Below are 14,035 nucleotides of genomic sequence, written 5' to 3' on the forward strand. Positions count from 1 at the left end.
GCGAGGAGAGGTGGACCAGGTGTCGATGGTGTCGGAGCGCTCGTCCGGGAGCGACCGGGAGTTCGGCCGGACCCCGCCGCAGGACAACGTCGCCGAGCAGTCCGTGCTCGGCGGGATGATGCTGTCCAAGGACGCGATCGCGGACGTGGTGGAGGTCCTGCGCGGCGTCGACTTCTACAAGCCCGCCCACGAGTCCATCTACGAGGCCGTGATCTCCCTGTACGGGCGCGGCGAGCCCGCCGACGCCATCACCGTGGCCGACGAGCTCACCAAGCGCGGCGAGATCGAGCGCGTCGGCGGTCCCGCGTACCTGCACACCCTCATCTCCTCCGTGCCCACCGCGGCGAACGCCGGCTTCTACGCCGAGATCGTGCGCGAGCGCGGCGTGCTGCGCCGGCTCGTGGAGGCCGGCACCAAGATCGTGCAGCTGGGCTACAGCTCGGACGGCGAGGTCGACGACATCGTCAACGCCGCCCAGGCCGAGATCTACCAGGTGGCCGAGCGCCGTTCCTCCGAGGACTACACGGTGCTGAAGGAAGTCATCGAGTCCACGGTCGACGAGATCGAGGCCGCCGGCTCCCGCGGCGAGGGCATGCGCGGGGTGCCCACCGGCTTCATCGAGCTCGACGAGCTGACCCAGGGTTTCCAGGGCGGTCAGATGATCGTCATCGCGGCGAGGCCGGCCATGGGCAAGGCGCTCGCCCTGGACACCGCGATCCCTACTCCCACCGGGTGGACCACCATGGGTGAGGTCCAGGTGGGGGACGACGTCATCGCCGCCGACGGCACTCCAACCCGAGTGGTCGCGGCGACCGAGGTCATGACCGACCGCCCCTGCTACCGGGTGACCTTCGACGACGGCTCGGAGATCGTGGCCGACGAGCAGCACGAGTGGTTGACGGACACACGCTCGTCCCGGAAATCTGCCCAGGCCGCGATGGCCAAATACAGCCGGGCGAAGAATCAGCAGACCTTTGCCGAAATCCGGACGACGGCCGACATTCGTTCGACATTGCGCTGTACCACCAAGGAAGCCAGGCTCAATCACAGCGTGAAGAATGCCTCGGCATTGCAGTTGGCTCCCAGAGAGTTAACGATTGAGCCGTACACACTCGGCGCGTGGCTCGGCGACGGTCACTCGAGGGCGGCACGCATCACCAGCGCCGACGATGAGGTTCTGATGCGTGTATCGGCGGAGGGATATGAAATCCACCCAGTTTCCGGAATCACCCATGCCATAGGCCTGCCTAGAGAAGAGCGGGTGTTGCACGGTCAATGCGAGGTCTGTGACCAACCCTTCACTCACACCGACAGAAATGTCCGCACGTGCTCCAAGACCTGCGGCGGCAAGCTCAAAGGGGAACTGGCGACGAAGGTAAGGGCTACGTGTATTGACTGCGGTGGTGCCTGTACTGGAGGTTTGCGGTGCCTCGCCTGCCACCAGCAAAAGGCGTCACTCCAAGGCCGCCTGCGTGCGCTGGGCGTGCTCGGCGACAAGCACATTCCCCTGCCGTACCTGAGAGCCAGTGAAACCCAGCGCCGAGAACTGCTCGCCGGATTGTTGGACACCGACGGGACCGTGACCAATGCGGGTTGCGTCCAGTTCGCGGTGACAAACCGACGACTGGCACAGGACGTGCGTGAACTGGTCCATTCGCTGGGATACCGATCAGGGTGGGCCGAGAAAAGAGTCAAAGGACGGAGCGAAGCCTCGTCCACCGCCTATCTCGTGACGTTTTCGACGGCCGATCAGGTGTTCGGTCTGAGCCGCAAACAAATTATGCATAAGGAGCGCGATGCGCGCTCCACCCCGAAGCGCTCTCAGCGCTTCATCACCTCGGTCGAGCCCATGGAGTGCGTGCCGGTGCGGTGTATCGAGATCGACCATCCCTCACACCTGTATCTGGCCGGACGGACGTTCATCCCCACGCACAACTCGACCCTGGCCCTCGACGTCGCGCGGTCCGCGGCGATCAAGCACAACCAGACGACGGTGATCTTCTCCCTCGAGATGAGCCGCAACGAGATCGCCATGCGCCTGCTCTCCGCCGAGGCCACGCTGAACATGCAGGATCTGCGCAAGGGCCGCCTGCAGGACGAGCAGTGGGCGAAGATCGCCACCACGATGGGCAAGATGGACTCCGCGCCGCTGTTCATCGACGACTCCCCGAACATGTCCCTCATGGAGATCCGGGCGAAGTGCCGCCGGCTCAAGCAGAAGCACGACCTGAAGCTCGTGGTGCTCGACTACCTCCAGCTCATGAGCTCGGGCAAGAAGGTCGAGTCCCGCCAGCAGGAGGTCTCGGAGTTCTCCCGTGCCCTGAAGCTGCTCGCCAAGGAGCTCGAGGTCCCGGTCATCGCGCTGTCCCAGCTGAACCGTGGCTCGGAGCAGCGCCAGGACAAGAAGCCGATGGTCTCGGACCTCCGCGAGTCGGGTTCGATCGAGCAGGATGCCGACATGGTGATCCTGCTGCACCGGGACGACGTCTACGACAAGGAGTCGCCGCGCGCCGGCGAGGCCGACGTGATCGTGGCGAAGCACCGCAACGGTCCCACCAAGACGATCGTGGTGGCGTTCCAGGGTCACTACTCGCGCTTCGCGAACATGGCCCACGAGGGGCTGTGACGCCCGGAGGGTGAGGTCCAGGTCGTCCCGGTCGTCCGGGGCCAGATGGCCGGGATGCGGACCGGAGCGAGCGGTCCACGGGGCATGGGGTACAGGCGCCTTTCCGGTGTGCCCGAGTCCCTATGCCGTGATGCTGTGCTCCACCGTGTGCACGGTGTGGGAGTGCCGGGCTCCCAGCCGGTCGAGAAGGGCCACGGCCGCCGGAGGCTCGCCGGTGGCGCGCAGAGCCAGCAGGGCCTCTCGGTCCCGCCACGTCGTCTGGATCCGCCACGCACCGCCCTGTCCCCGGAGGAGTTCCGAGCGGATGAGGCCCTCGGGCCGGGGACCTGCCGTCATCCGACGGAATCCCTCGATGAGGTCCTCCTCGTGCTCAGCCTCGATCACGGTGTCGATCGTCGTCACGACCTGTGCACTCATGTGCGTCCCTCTTCTCGCCGTGTGTGACATGGTTCTGAGCCTCACCGTGAGGACGACCCGGGACCGGTTCGACGGGCACGCCCCGGATCCGCACTGACCGGGTGGCCCACGGCCCTTCCAGGCATGTCCTCCGTTCCTCAGGAGGCGTCGGCGGCGGCCTCCAGATCGGCGACGACGAGCCTGCGCATCGGCATCATCGCGGCCATCACCCGCTGCGCCCGACCCGGGTCGGGATCCGACAGCAGCTCGACCAGCCTGCGGGGCACCACCTGCCAGGACAGTCCGTACTTGTCCTTGAGCCACCCGCACATGCTCTCCTCACCGCCGTCGGCGGTGAGGGCATCCCAGTACCGGTCGACCTCCGCCTGATCGGCGCAGTCGATCTGGAAGGACACGGCTTCGGTGAAGCGGAACTCGGGGCCGCCGTTGAGCGCGGTGAACGGATTCCCGTCGAGCTCGAACTCCACCGTCAGCACCATGTCCGCCGGCCGTGGCCCGGCCTCGCCGTAGTGGGTGATGCCGGTGATCCGGGAGCGGGGGAACACGGTGAGATAGAAGTTCGCCGCCTCCTCGGCTTCCGTGTCAAACCACAGGCAGGGCGTGAGAGTCGTCATGGGGGGATTGTCCGCCCTCGTGCTCGGCGGGGGAAGGTGCCGGCGACGACATGACGGGGCCTGCAAAGTGCTCATCCAGCATGCGGGGACTGCCGCACCAGGCGCCATCGGCGCACCCCCGGACCAGGCGAAAGAGGTGGGTCAGGCGGACGACGGGGACAGGCTCAGGTGTTCTGAAGAATGGGACGCGAGACGTCTCGTCGAAATTATTTGCAACCGCGAGACTCCAGGCTCCGCATATGAACCGCAGTGATAAGTGGCGCGCTTCTCCCAGAGCTGATTGACGGCTTCGAGAGTGCGTGGTCCGATCAGCCGGACCAGTGGTGGTGTCGACGCGCATGGGGCAGGCTCCGGGGCTTTGAGGTACAACTAATCGCCTCTCAGGCGCTCCTCCAGGCGTTCCACGCGCTCTTGGTATTCCCGATCCTGCTTCTTCGCACCTCGCCACACCATGACGAAGATCGTGAAGTTGAGGAACGCGCCCACCACAGTGCTCCAGGTGACTCCGTCGAAAATCGCGACGACCAAGAGGGTCACAGCCAGAACGCCCAAGACGATGGCGATGCTCCCGCTGATCGGCGCTTTTCCCGCGGCCACGATGCCCCCTGTCGATCTGCCCGTCCGAAGCGCGGAGCACAACACCTCACGACGGATCTCACGAAGTACTACGAAGGTGATGCGCAGAGCCCGTCCCGGCCTCGACCTGGTGAGCACCGCCGGGCGCGCCGGCTTCCCGGTTGGAAGCACCCACCCCGGGCTCCGTCGGCTCAGTTGGACTCGTCGTGATGCTCCCTCTCGTGCAAGCGGTCGTACTCTGCTTTGGCATCCATCGCTTCGGTCGTCCGGCCGCGCTTCACGGCGCGCCAACCGGCATAGACCAGGCCAAGAGTCAGCAGGACAAGCCCCAGCCCCAGGAGCGTGTACCCCGCCGCGAAGCAACCAGCAGCCGCCAGAGCCGTCGGGGCGGCCATTCCCGTCAGCAGCCCCTGTGTCCTTGATCCCCGCACGTGTCCCCTCTTCCCCCGTCCCAGACCCTCCATGGATCAGGCAATCAGGTGTGGTTGCAAAGGGGAATGGTCCACCACAGAAATGTACGCACCGAGCTCTACCCCCGACATGATGCGAGATCTCTCCTTGAGCTCGAGTCGGTCGAGGGCCGACGGCTCCAGATGGGTGTCCCACTTCCTTGGTAGTGGGACGGTTGGTCGCAAGAGCGTCAGATCGAGGTTGGCATCGGCGATTCCTGTTCCATAAGTTGGGTCAAAAGTACAGTCCCGTTTCAGCTGTACGGATCCGACCTTCGGTACGCTGTCGTCATGGATTTGGGTTATGCGCGGGTCTCGACGGCCAAACAAGACCTCGATCGGCAGATCGATGCCCTCCGACAGGTGGGGATCGCGGCGGAGCGGATCTATGTGGACAAGAAGTCCGGGGCCACGACTGACCGCCCCGGGCTGACCGCGGCGCTGGCTTATGCCCGGGAGGGTGATGTGATCGTGGTGCATACCTTGGACCGGCTGGGGCGCACCGTGCGCGACACTCTGAACCTGATCCATGATCTGGCCGAGCGGGGGGTGGGGGTGCGCAACCTGGCGGATCCGATCAAGGTGGACTCCACCAACCCCAATGATCCGATGGCGCAGTTGGCGGTGGTGCTGCTGGCTTTGTTCGGTCAGATGGAACGCACCTACACCCTGGAGCGGGCCGCCCACGCGAGGGCGGTGGCCACGGCCAAGGGGCGGCGGATCGGGCGGCCCTCCGTGGTGGATGCGGACAAGCTGGCCTACGCGGTGCACCTGCGCGAGACCGGGCACACCATGGCGCAGATCGTGGCGAAGACCGGGATCACCCGCACCACGCTCTACCGGCACCTGCCGCCCCGGCCGGTCGAGTCGGTCACGGTCGAGTCGGTCACTGCTGCCGAGGCCGAGCGGGGTGCCGCGGGCTGATCAGGTTACGGCGGTGGCTGGGGGTGGGCAGGGTCCGGTGTGGAGGTTGCGCTCCGGCCACGGGGTCAGCCACAGCTTCAGGTGGATCTCGTTCCACCTCGGGGTTGGTGGCCGGTCGATAGGTGATCGGGGTGGTTTCAGCAGTCCAGGTGCTGGAGATCGTCGAGCAGCCATTCCGTCAGCTGTGCGGCCGGCACCACGGTCGTGGCCGCACGCAGCTGCCGGGTTTCCTCGGGCGAAAGAGTCGCACCGGTGGTGTTCGCGGTTTCGGTGGTGTGCACGACTCGCGCGGTGGCATAGCCGGCGGCCAGGGCCGCACTCCAGAGCGGGTGGCGGTCGTATCCCGGGTGCGCCGGATCGGAGCTGCCGAGCTCCAACCACCGTGTCGAGGTCAAGGGGTAACGGGCGAGGGGCATCAGACACTGGTGCAGCACCCAGGTGACATCGGCCCAGCGGCCCGCGGGAGTGACCACCATGGGGTAGTAGGTGGCGACCCAGTGGGCGGGGGAGTGCGGGTACAGCTCAACGGCGAGAGTCCCGGAGGCAGAGGCGTCCATGCCGGCTTCCTGGTTGCTGGTGAAGAATCACGTCGCGAAAGCGGCCAGGGATGAACCCCACTGCGGACGAAGACGAAACCCGATGGTGATGGTCCACGGTAGACACCACACGGACACCGAGGGAAGCACGCTGATCCTTGTGACCTGCGGCATCTTTCAACTGAGGGGATGCTTGACGTCTCATCCACGGTGGGTCGGCTGTTCGACTCGTGTGGGAGTGATGCCGGCCATAGGTCATGTCGCGGGATCCCCATGGGTGGTGCGATCGGGAGCCAATGCGCCCCTCACGGCCAGCGTCACAGGATGTTGCGCGGCGCCGGCTGCCCGGTGTTCCCGCCCCACACCATTCCGGTGCGGTGGAGCGCCGCTGTGGTTGGTTGTGGCTTAGCACTCCCAGATCGGATCCCTTGCGCCTGAGGTTTCGCTCCCTCGGGGCCGAGTCGCTCATAGGGTCGAGGCGCTCATGGGGTCGAGGTGCTCACCAGGGCGAGGTAGTGACGACTGCTGTCCGGGTCTGGCTTGACGGGTGTCACCTCGTCCGGAGGACAGGAACGGGGGGCCTGCCCCGGGGTAGGGACAGGCCCCCGTCAAGGATGGGTTTGAACTCAGGAGCGCTGTTTGAGGGAGTCGCGGATCTCGGTGAGCAGCTGCACCTGCGGGTCGACCTCCTCCTCGGCCGGGGTGATGCCCAGGCGCCGGTTGCGGGCCTCGATCAGCTTGTTCATGGGCATGATGATCGCGAAGTACACGGCGGCGGCCACGAGCAGGAAGTTCACCAGCGCCGTGAGCAGCACCCCGAACTTGATGTCGTTGCCGTTGAGAGTGACCATCGCGAACGAGTCGAAGTTGGGTGAGCCCACCAGTGCGGAGATGGCGGGCATGAGCACGGACTCGACCAGGGCGTTGACGACCTGGGCGAAGGCGGCGCCGATGATCACGGCGACGGCGAGGTCCAGGACGTTGCCCTTCATGATGAATTCTCTGAATCCTTTAAGCATGCGCTCAGACTACCGGTGTTGAGCTCCCCCGGAGCCGCTCCCATCCACCTTTAGAGACGCTTTCGAGAACTTGCGATGCGCCGGTGGCGGCATATCGGTCTGAGCGGCCACTACTGTCGGCACCCACGGGTTCTGTATGCCCGTCTCCTGCGGGTGGACAGGGGGGTGGCACCGGGTGCAGGGGGCGGGTCTTGACGGGGAGAGCGGTAGTAGCCGGCTCGGAGTGTGCAGCAGCGGGTCGGCCCGATGTCGGGGGATCCGCCTCCCGTGCCCGGGTCGGGGCGCCGGTTCTTCGAGCTCAAGGGGGCGGGCACGGCGCGGGCCTCGGTCCCCCCAGGGGGGGCCGAGGCCCGTGATACCCCGTCTGGATCAGCCTTGCTGGTCCTCAGGGTTCTGCCCGCCGAGCAGGCCGCCGGCGTGTTCCTGAGCCTGGTCCACCTGGTCCTGGAACTTGTTGCCGGTGTGGTCATCGACCATGTCGCCGCCGCGCTGGATGCCCTGCTCCACCTTGTCCGGGTTCTCGCCGGCGAAATTCTTAGCCTTGTCCGCAAAGCCTCCGATGTCCACCATGCTGACTCCTTCCTCGATCGGTCAGGGCGAATCCTCTCCGCCCGGGAACTCCCCAGCCTGGAGCACCGCTTCGATTCATGTCAATCGATCGCCGAAAAGACCCAGGGTGTGGAAGTGCGCACGGTAAGGGGTGCGCGATGACTCGTCAGGGAAAAGGGATCAGCCCCTCCAGCCGGGCAAATGAGGTGGCTGCTCCTGGCTGTCCTGTTCCGGAAAAGGGAACGTCTGAACCTCTACACGCCCTCAGCGATGGCGCGCAGAGCCTCGAGGTGACCGGTGTAGGCGGTGCGCCCGGTGGGAGTGAGCGAGAGCCAGGTGCGGGGGCGTTTGCCGACGTAGCCCTTGCGGATCTTCACGTAGCCGGCGGCCTCGAGCTGGGCCGCCTGTTTGGAGAGCACCGAGTCGGAGACCTCCACGGTGTCGCGCACCCGGGCGAACTCGGCCTCGTCGACCTGGGCCAGGGCCGCGACGATGCTCAGGCGCACCGGGGCGTGAATGAGCTCGTCCAGCCGGTGCCGGGCGTGGCGTCCTGCCCTGGTGCTCATCTGGCCCCCCAGCGGATCACGACCGCAGCCACCAGAGCGGGAACGGCGGCCACGGTCGCCCCGGCGGCGACCATGGGCCAGGTATTGGGGGAATTCTGGGCGGAGAGGTTCAGCCACGGCAGCACCACGGTCAGCGTCAGCACGAAAGAGGCTGCGATCCCGCCCCGCGACCACGCCTTGGCCCGGCGCGGCACGGTCCGCGCCACCCGCTCGATCCAGCACACCGCTACCACCCAGGCAACCACGAACACCGCGGTGGCCACGGTATAGCTCACCCGGTCGGAGCGCATGTTCTGGGCGGCCATGTAGAGGACCGTGATCACCCCGAACACCGCCGTCGCCCCGGCATGCACCGCACGGTCTCGGGAGGTGACCAGGGGACGGCTCCGGATAGCGTCCAGCCGCTGCCGGGCTTGGTCGGGGGTGAGGTGATGGCCCACGGGGTCCTCCTGCAGAAAAGACATGATATCACGATCAAAGCAAATACTTTCCACTCTCACAAGTATGTGCCTTGGACCAATTGCTGCTCATCAGCCCACCGCCCCTCCCAACTCATGGGATGCGAGACGTCTCGTCCCAGGAATTTTTCCGTTGTGATTTTTCGCGGATTCCCGCGACTTGCTGAGTCTTGCAACCATGTACTTTATCTATGTGCCCAGAATCGCGTAGTGGACATTGGTTGCGAGACAGATGGGGTGGACGTGGGGAAGTTGATCGGGTATGCACGTGTTTCGACGCGGCAGCAGGACGCGGACTGTCAAGTGTCTGATCTGTTGGTTGCCGGCGTGCGGCGTGATGACCTCTATGTTGATCATGGAGTGTCTGGAGCTCATGCTTCGCGTCCGCAGTTTGACAAGGCGGTGGCCGCCCTCCAGGAGGGCGACACGTTGGTGATCACGACCCTGGACCGTCTGGGGCGCTCGACCCAGAACATGTTGGCTTTTGCCGAGGCGCTGCGGAGCAGAGGTTCCGGTCTGCGGGTGTTGAATCTTGGTGGGGGAGACGTGGACACTCACACCCCGATGGGCTCGATGGTGTTCACCGTGATGGCGGCCTTGGCGCAGATGGAGCTGGAGATCAAGCGGGAGCGGATCACGGACTCGGTGGCCAAGCGCCGGGCTGCCGGCAAGGACTTGGGTGGGCGTCGTCCGGTCTTCACTGATTCCCAGATCCGCAACGCACTCCGGCTCGTCGAGGCGGGTGAGCCAGTCACCCAAGTGGTCTGCGATCTGGGGATGTCCAGGGCGACGTTCTATCGGCGCGTCCGAGAGCTGTCGACACCGGCGGGCTGAGGGGGCGTGGTGGTGTTTCCACCGCACCGTCGGTGATGCGTAGGCGCGTGGAGAAGCCTCCGTCAGAGTTTTCCGGGGGTGGCTGGGGGTGGTTGCTGGAAGATGCGGTTCTCGTCGGTGGAAAACATTCTCCGTTCGCCGGTTCCCAGTTCTCGGGCCCACACCACGTGGAGGAGTGGCATGGTCTCCTCGACGAGTCCGCGGTAGTAGAGGTCACCGGCAAGGTGGACGTCGATGCGATCACCTGCCTGCAGCACGGTGCAGTCCTCCACGAGGACTGGGACTGGGCCGGGGACGGGGTCGGGGCTGGTCATGGTGGCGGTGCCTTTCGTCGGCGCCTATGGGCTGGGGTGCGGCCTCGGGGTGGTCAGCCGGGACGCGGTGAGCACATGCTGGGTGGTCGTCCCGATCTGGTGCGCTCAGTGGTGCGGTGTCGACGCGGGGTGTTCTCGGCCTGGAACGCGTATGGGTCCCCCACGGCGGCACGAGGCGGAGGCCGGTCGCGGCCGGCTGGAGCCGGAGGTTTTGGAGGTGTCCGTCAGCAGTCGGGCAGGGTGGGTCTGGGATGGCTCGTTCGGGCGGTCCCGTGCTGGTGGCACCGTTCGGTGGGCGGCGGTCAAGAGTCCTGGGTGGTGCGGGAGTCTGGGGGCCGCTCTTTAGCGGTGATCGCTGAGTTCGAAGAACCAGATGATGTGGTGGCGCAGGGCTTCGGCGGCGTCTGCGCCCCGGCGCTGCTGGAAGGCCTCCAGGATGTTCTTGTGCTGTTCCTGGAGGGTGTGGCGTACCTGCGGCCAGTCCGCCAGGCCGGCGACGGTCTCCTGGACGTAGCCGATGGTGGCCTGGCGCAGCGAGGCCATGATGGTCTCGACCACCACGTTGCCGGCCAGGGAGGCGAGCAGGATGTGGAACTGCGCGTCGTGGGCGTGGAAGCGCTCGTCCGGCAGGTCCGGGTCGTCCATGGCGGCCACCAGCTCGGTGGCCTGGTCAAGTATCGCGGTGCGCTCGGGGGTGTCCGGGGCGGTGGCGGCTTCGTGGGCGGACTGGGTTTCGAGCAGCAGCCGGGTCTGCACCAGATCGCCGATGCGCAGGGACCGGTTGGCCACGTGCATCCGCAGCGCCCAGCCGAGGGCGGCCGAGGGGTCCGAGATGACGATCGCCCCGGCGTTGGGCCCGGACCCGGTGGAGGAGCGGACCAGGCCCATGGCGTCGAGGACCCGGAATGCTTCGCGGACCGAGGCGCGGGAGATCCCGAACTCTTCGGCCAGGTGGCGCTCTGCGGGCAGTCTGTCGCCCACCGAGATCTCGCCCGAGCGCAGTCGTTCTTCGAGCCAGTCGAGGACGAGGGTGTAGGTGCGTGTGGGCGCGGGCACGAGGGGCTCCTGGAGGGTAGATGGGGAACCAAACCATTCTAGAGAGACCCCGGGGGCTGCACCCGACCGGATCAGTCGGGTGCAGCCCCCGGGGTGCAGCAGGCGTGGGGCCGGCGCCGGTCATGAGCCCGGCCCCATGTGCCGGGCTCAAACCCGGAGTTCGTTCTTGGTGGGGGCGTCCTGGCGCCACAGTCGGGCGGCGATAAGGGCCAGTCCGGCGATGAGGGCCACCAGCATGATGGTGCCCAGGTTCAGGCCCACCCCGTGGATGAACAGGTAGGCGATCGCGCCGCCGGCGAGGCAGTAGTAGGTGGTGACGATGATGGTCTTGCGCAGCAGATCACCTTCACGCCCGAGCAGGCCCACGGTGGCCGAGGCGGCCACGATGTTGTGGATCGCGATCGGGTTGCCTCCGGCCCCGCCCACGGCCTGGGCGGCCACGACGAGTTCGGGACGGTCCAGACCGATCGCGGCTCCGGTGGAGAACTGGAACTGGGAGAACGTCAGGTTGGACACGGTGTTGGACCCGGCCACGAAGGCACCCAGCGCGCCGATCCACGGGGCGATCACCGGCCAGGAGCTGCCCGAGATCGCGGCGGCCCCCTCGGCGAGGGTGACCGGCATGCTGGAGAGCCCGGACTCGTTGAGGGCCGGACCGGACTGGATGAGGACCCGGACCAGGGGCACGGCGAAGAGCAGGGCGGCGGCGGTGCCGGCGAGCTGGCCGGCGGAGATCTTGAGGGTCTGGGCGATCTCGCGGGAGTTCATCCGGTGCAGCAGGTAGGCGAAGGCCGAGGCGAGGATCAGCACGAACCCGGGCAGGTAGAAGGGCTGGACGGTGGTGGTGATCTCGGTGCCCAGGATGTTCTCGAAGGGGATCGCCAGACCGGTCAGCCATTCCTTCAGCGGGGCGATGACACGGGTGGCCACCAGCAGCCCCGCCATCAGGGCGTAGGGGGCCCAGGCGCGGACCGTGCTCATGTGCGTGGAGACGTCCGTGGCCTCGGCCGGTTCGATGGTGCCCATCCAGCGGGTGGGCCAGTCGGCGCGGGGGCCGAACTGGAAGGTGTCCTTGGGCATGAGGAAGCCGCGGCTGGAGGTGTACATCACCAGCACCATGCCGAGGAGCCCGCCGAACATGGAGGGGAACTCGGGGCCGAGGAAGCGGGCGACCAGCACGTAGGGGACGGTCATGGCCAGGGAGGCGTACACGGCGAAGGGCCACACGGCCAGCCCGTCGCGGAAGCGCCGCTCGGGGCCGAAGAAGCCGGTGAGCAGGGTGACGAGGATGAGCGGGATGAGGATGCCCACGATGGCGTGGATGGCCGCGGTGTAGAAGCCGATCGAGTTGATGAACTCGGGCATGGTCACACCCAGGACCTCGACGCGCTGAGCGACCGCGGGGTCCCCGCCCAGGCCGTTGGCGACCCCGACGAGGATGGGGGTGCCGACCGCCCCGAAGCTGACCGGTGTGGACTGGACGATGAGGCCGATCATGACGGCGGCCATCGCGGGGAAGCCCATGGCCAGCAGCAGCGGGGCCACGACCGCGGCGGTGGTGCCGAAGCCGGAGACGCCCTCGATGAACGAGCCGAAGAGCCAGCCGATGATGATGGCCTGGATCCGCCGGTCGGCGGAGATGTTGTTGAAGCCGGCGCGGATGGTGGCCATGGCCCCGCCCACGGTGAGGGTGGCGAGCAGCAGCAGGGCGCCGAAGACGATGTAGAGCATGGTGATGGCCACGATGAGGCCTTCGACGGTGGCGGCCAGCACCCCGGTGAAGCTCATCTGCCACACCACCAGAGCCACGATGACGGCGGCGAAGTAGCCCACCGGCATCGCGAACTTCGCCGGCCAGCGGAACCCGGCCAACAGCACACCCACCAACAGCAGGGGCAGCAGAGCCAACAGGCTCAGAACAGCGAGATTGTCCATTGACAGATCCTTTCTGGGCCCTGCCCCGCAGGATCACGGGTGACGGGGCGGGCCGGGTGCGTGGTACGGGCTGGGTCAAGGTTTCCGGGACGCGACGCGCAGCTCGTCCCGTCCCCGGTGGCCTCGATGCGCCTTTCGATGAGTTCCGGAAAAGCAGCACAGACCTTGGTGTCTGTCGGGTGGCCGGTCGGGTTCCCCACACCCCGGTGCGAGAAGAACCAGACAGGCCATCACCGTATGGTCGGACCACAATGGTCTGACCACAAAGAGTACATGACCCAGGTCACACCACCAACCCTTCGGCGCAATGTTTTCGCCGCCTGCCGCCCTGGTTGTGTGGTGCGGCTCATAGTCCTACTATGGTCAGACCACAGGTGGTGCGGTGTTCTCGCATCGACCCTTTTTCTTCTTTCGTCCTTGTTCTCCTGTCCCCCGGAGGTCCCATGAGAATCGCCCTGTTCGCCACGTGCATCGTGGACGCGATGTACCCGCGGGTCGCGCTGGCCACCGTGCGGGTGCTCGAGCGGCTCGGCCACGAGGTGGTGTTCCCGCCTGGTCAGGGCTGCTGCTCCCAGATGCACGTCAACAGCGGCTACTTCGACGACGCCCTGCCCGTGGTCCGCAACCACGTCAAGGCCTTCTCCGCCGCGGACTACGACGTGGCGGTGGCCCCCTCCGGCTCCTGCGTGGCGTCGCTCGGCCACCAGCAGCCGATGATCGCCCGGGCCGGCGGCGACGAGGCCCTCGCCCGGGACGCCGCGGCGGTCGCCGCGAGCACCTACGAGCTCTCGCAGCTGCTGACCGACGTGCTCGGCGTGCGCGACGCGGCCGCGCAGCTGGGATCCTGGTTCCCGCATCGGGTGACCTACCACCCGTCGTGCCACGGGATGCGGCTGCTGCGCCTGGGGGACCGGCAGAAGGACCTCGTCGCCTCGGTCGACGGCATCGACCTCGTGGACCTGCCCGACGCCGAGGAGTGCTGCGGGTTCGGCGGCACCTTCTCCTTCAAGAACCCGGACGTCTCCGCCGCGATGGCCGAGGAGAAGATCGGCAACATCGAGACCACGGGCGCCGAGCTGTGCACCGGCGGGGACGCCTCCTGCCTCATGCACCTGGGCGGGGCCATGAACCGCCGGGACACCGGGCCGGCCACCGTGCACTT

Annotated in this window: 15 protein-coding genes; 4 read left to right on the plus strand and 11 right to left on the minus strand. The window is 66.8% G+C overall.

Annotation, left to right across the window (positions count from 1 at the left end; all coding sequences use genetic code 11):
* Window positions 1–25: 25 nt before the first annotated feature.
* Window positions 26–2,626, plus strand: coding sequence for a replicative DNA helicase (gene dnaB / locus QYM41_RS09530; RefSeq protein ID WP_368799518.1), 2,601 nt, complete (start codon window positions 26–28; stop codon window positions 2,624–2,626).
* Between the two features lie 120 nt (window positions 2,627–2,746).
* On the opposite strand, the gene QYM41_RS09535 is transcribed toward dnaB, so the two are convergent.
* The 3 genes from QYM41_RS09535 to QYM41_RS09545 form a co-directional block, all read right to left on the minus strand.
* Window positions 2,747–3,043, minus strand: coding sequence for an antibiotic biosynthesis monooxygenase (locus QYM41_RS09535; protein ID WP_368799504.1), 297 nt, complete (start codon window positions 3,041–3,043; stop codon window positions 2,747–2,749).
* A gap of 137 nt (window positions 3,044–3,180) precedes the next feature.
* The gene (locus QYM41_RS09540) at window positions 3,181–3,657 is read right to left on the minus strand and encodes a VOC family protein (protein WP_368799505.1); all 477 of its coding nucleotides are present in this window, start codon (window positions 3,655–3,657) and stop codon (window positions 3,181–3,183) included.
* Window positions 3,658–4,026: 369 nt separating this feature from the next.
* Window positions 4,027–4,254: a hypothetical protein gene (locus tag QYM41_RS09545; RefSeq protein ID WP_368799506.1), complete on the minus strand. Its 228-nt coding sequence runs from the start codon at window positions 4,252–4,254 to the stop codon at window positions 4,027–4,029.
* A gap of 719 nt (window positions 4,255–4,973) precedes the next feature.
* On the opposite strand from QYM41_RS09545, the gene QYM41_RS09550 reads away from it, so the two are divergent.
* Window positions 4,974–5,606: a recombinase family protein gene (locus QYM41_RS09550; protein ID WP_017831921.1), complete on the plus strand. Its 633-nt coding sequence runs from the start codon at window positions 4,974–4,976 to the stop codon at window positions 5,604–5,606.
* Window positions 5,607–5,743: 137 nt separating this feature from the next.
* On the opposite strand, the gene QYM41_RS09555 is transcribed toward QYM41_RS09550, so the two are convergent.
* The 5 genes from QYM41_RS09555 to QYM41_RS09575 form a co-directional block, all read right to left on the minus strand.
* Window positions 5,744–6,163, minus strand: coding sequence for a hypothetical protein (locus QYM41_RS09555; protein WP_336650179.1), 420 nt, complete (start codon window positions 6,161–6,163; stop codon window positions 5,744–5,746).
* Between the two features lie 605 nt (window positions 6,164–6,768).
* Entirely contained in the window at window positions 6,769–7,161 is a 393-nt protein-coding gene (gene mscL / locus QYM41_RS09560) for a large conductance mechanosensitive channel protein MscL (protein ID WP_031282206.1), read from the minus strand.
* Window positions 7,162–7,530: 369 nt separating this feature from the next.
* A complete protein-coding gene (locus QYM41_RS09565; protein WP_017831924.1) occupies window positions 7,531–7,731 on the minus strand; it encodes an antitoxin in 201 nt (66 codons plus the stop codon).
* Window positions 7,732–7,964: 233 nt separating this feature from the next.
* Complete coding sequence (locus QYM41_RS09570) at window positions 7,965–8,276, minus strand: winged helix-turn-helix domain-containing protein (protein WP_017831925.1); 312 nt, start codon at window positions 8,274–8,276, stop codon at window positions 7,965–7,967.
* On the minus strand, window positions 8,273–8,740 hold the full coding sequence (locus tag QYM41_RS09575) for a hypothetical protein (protein ID WP_017831926.1): 468 nt from the start codon (window positions 8,738–8,740) through the stop codon (window positions 8,273–8,275). Before QYM41_RS09575 ends, QYM41_RS09570 begins: the two co-directional genes overlap by 4 nt.
* 237 nt (window positions 8,741–8,977) lie before the next feature.
* On the opposite strand from QYM41_RS09575, the gene QYM41_RS09580 reads away from it, so the two are divergent.
* A complete protein-coding gene (locus tag QYM41_RS09580; RefSeq protein WP_368799519.1) occupies window positions 8,978–9,568 on the plus strand; it encodes a recombinase family protein in 591 nt (196 codons plus the stop codon).
* 62 nt (window positions 9,569–9,630) lie between these two features.
* Here QYM41_RS09580 and QYM41_RS09585 read toward each other — a convergent pair whose 3' ends face one another.
* From QYM41_RS09585 to QYM41_RS09595, 3 genes are all read right to left on the minus strand, one after another.
* Entirely contained in the window at window positions 9,631–9,882 is a 252-nt protein-coding gene (locus QYM41_RS09585; RefSeq protein ID WP_058872649.1) for a hypothetical protein, read from the minus strand.
* Between the two features lie 342 nt (window positions 9,883–10,224).
* Window positions 10,225–10,938, minus strand: coding sequence for a FadR/GntR family transcriptional regulator (locus QYM41_RS09590; protein ID WP_062735556.1), 714 nt, complete (start codon window positions 10,936–10,938; stop codon window positions 10,225–10,227).
* 147 nt (window positions 10,939–11,085) lie between these two features.
* Window positions 11,086–12,873, minus strand: coding sequence for an L-lactate permease (locus tag QYM41_RS09595; protein WP_368799507.1), 1,788 nt, complete (start codon window positions 12,871–12,873; stop codon window positions 11,086–11,088).
* 443 nt (window positions 12,874–13,316) lie between these two features.
* On the opposite strand from QYM41_RS09595, the gene QYM41_RS09600 reads away from it, so the two are divergent.
* A partial coding sequence (locus QYM41_RS09600; protein WP_368799508.1) for a (Fe-S)-binding protein occupies window positions 13,317–14,035 on the plus strand: 719 nt, incomplete at its 3' end.

Source organism: Kocuria oxytropis (genome assembly GCF_040981195.1).
In the GTDB taxonomy this organism is placed as follows: domain Bacteria; phylum Actinomycetota; class Actinomycetes; order Actinomycetales; family Micrococcaceae; genus Kocuria; species Kocuria oxytropis.

Excerpts from the sequence above, each read along its gene's own strand:
- dnaB (WP_368799518.1), top strand. The coding sequence starts at position 26 with ATGGTGTCGGAGCGCTCGTCCGGGAGCGACCGGGAGTTCGGCCGGACC.
- QYM41_RS09535 (WP_368799504.1), bottom strand. The coding sequence starts at position 3,043 with ATGAGTGCACAGGTCGTGACGACGATCGACACCGTGATCGAGGCTGAG.
- QYM41_RS09540 (WP_368799505.1), bottom strand. The coding sequence starts at position 3,657 with ATGACGACTCTCACGCCCTGCCTGTGGTTTGACACGGAAGCCGAGGAG.
- QYM41_RS09550 (WP_017831921.1), top strand. The coding sequence starts at position 4,974 with ATGGATTTGGGTTATGCGCGGGTCTCGACGGCCAAACAAGACCTCGAT.
- QYM41_RS09555 (WP_336650179.1), bottom strand. The coding sequence starts at position 6,163 with ATGGACGCCTCTGCCTCCGGGACTCTCGCCGTTGAGCTGTACCCGCAC.
- mscL (WP_031282206.1), bottom strand. The coding sequence starts at position 7,161 with ATGCTTAAAGGATTCAGAGAATTCATCATGAAGGGCAACGTCCTGGAC.
- QYM41_RS09565 (WP_017831924.1), bottom strand. The coding sequence starts at position 7,731 with ATGGTGGACATCGGAGGCTTTGCGGACAAGGCTAAGAATTTCGCCGGC.
- QYM41_RS09570 (WP_017831925.1), bottom strand. The coding sequence starts at position 8,276 with ATGAGCACCAGGGCAGGACGCCACGCCCGGCACCGGCTGGACGAGCTC.
- QYM41_RS09575 (WP_017831926.1), bottom strand. The coding sequence starts at position 8,740 with ATGTCTTTTCTGCAGGAGGACCCCGTGGGCCATCACCTCACCCCCGAC.
- QYM41_RS09585 (WP_058872649.1), bottom strand. The coding sequence starts at position 9,882 with ATGACCAGCCCCGACCCCGTCCCCGGCCCAGTCCCAGTCCTCGTGGAG.
- QYM41_RS09595 (WP_368799507.1), bottom strand. The coding sequence starts at position 12,873 with ATGGACAATCTCGCTGTTCTGAGCCTGTTGGCTCTGCTGCCCCTGCTG.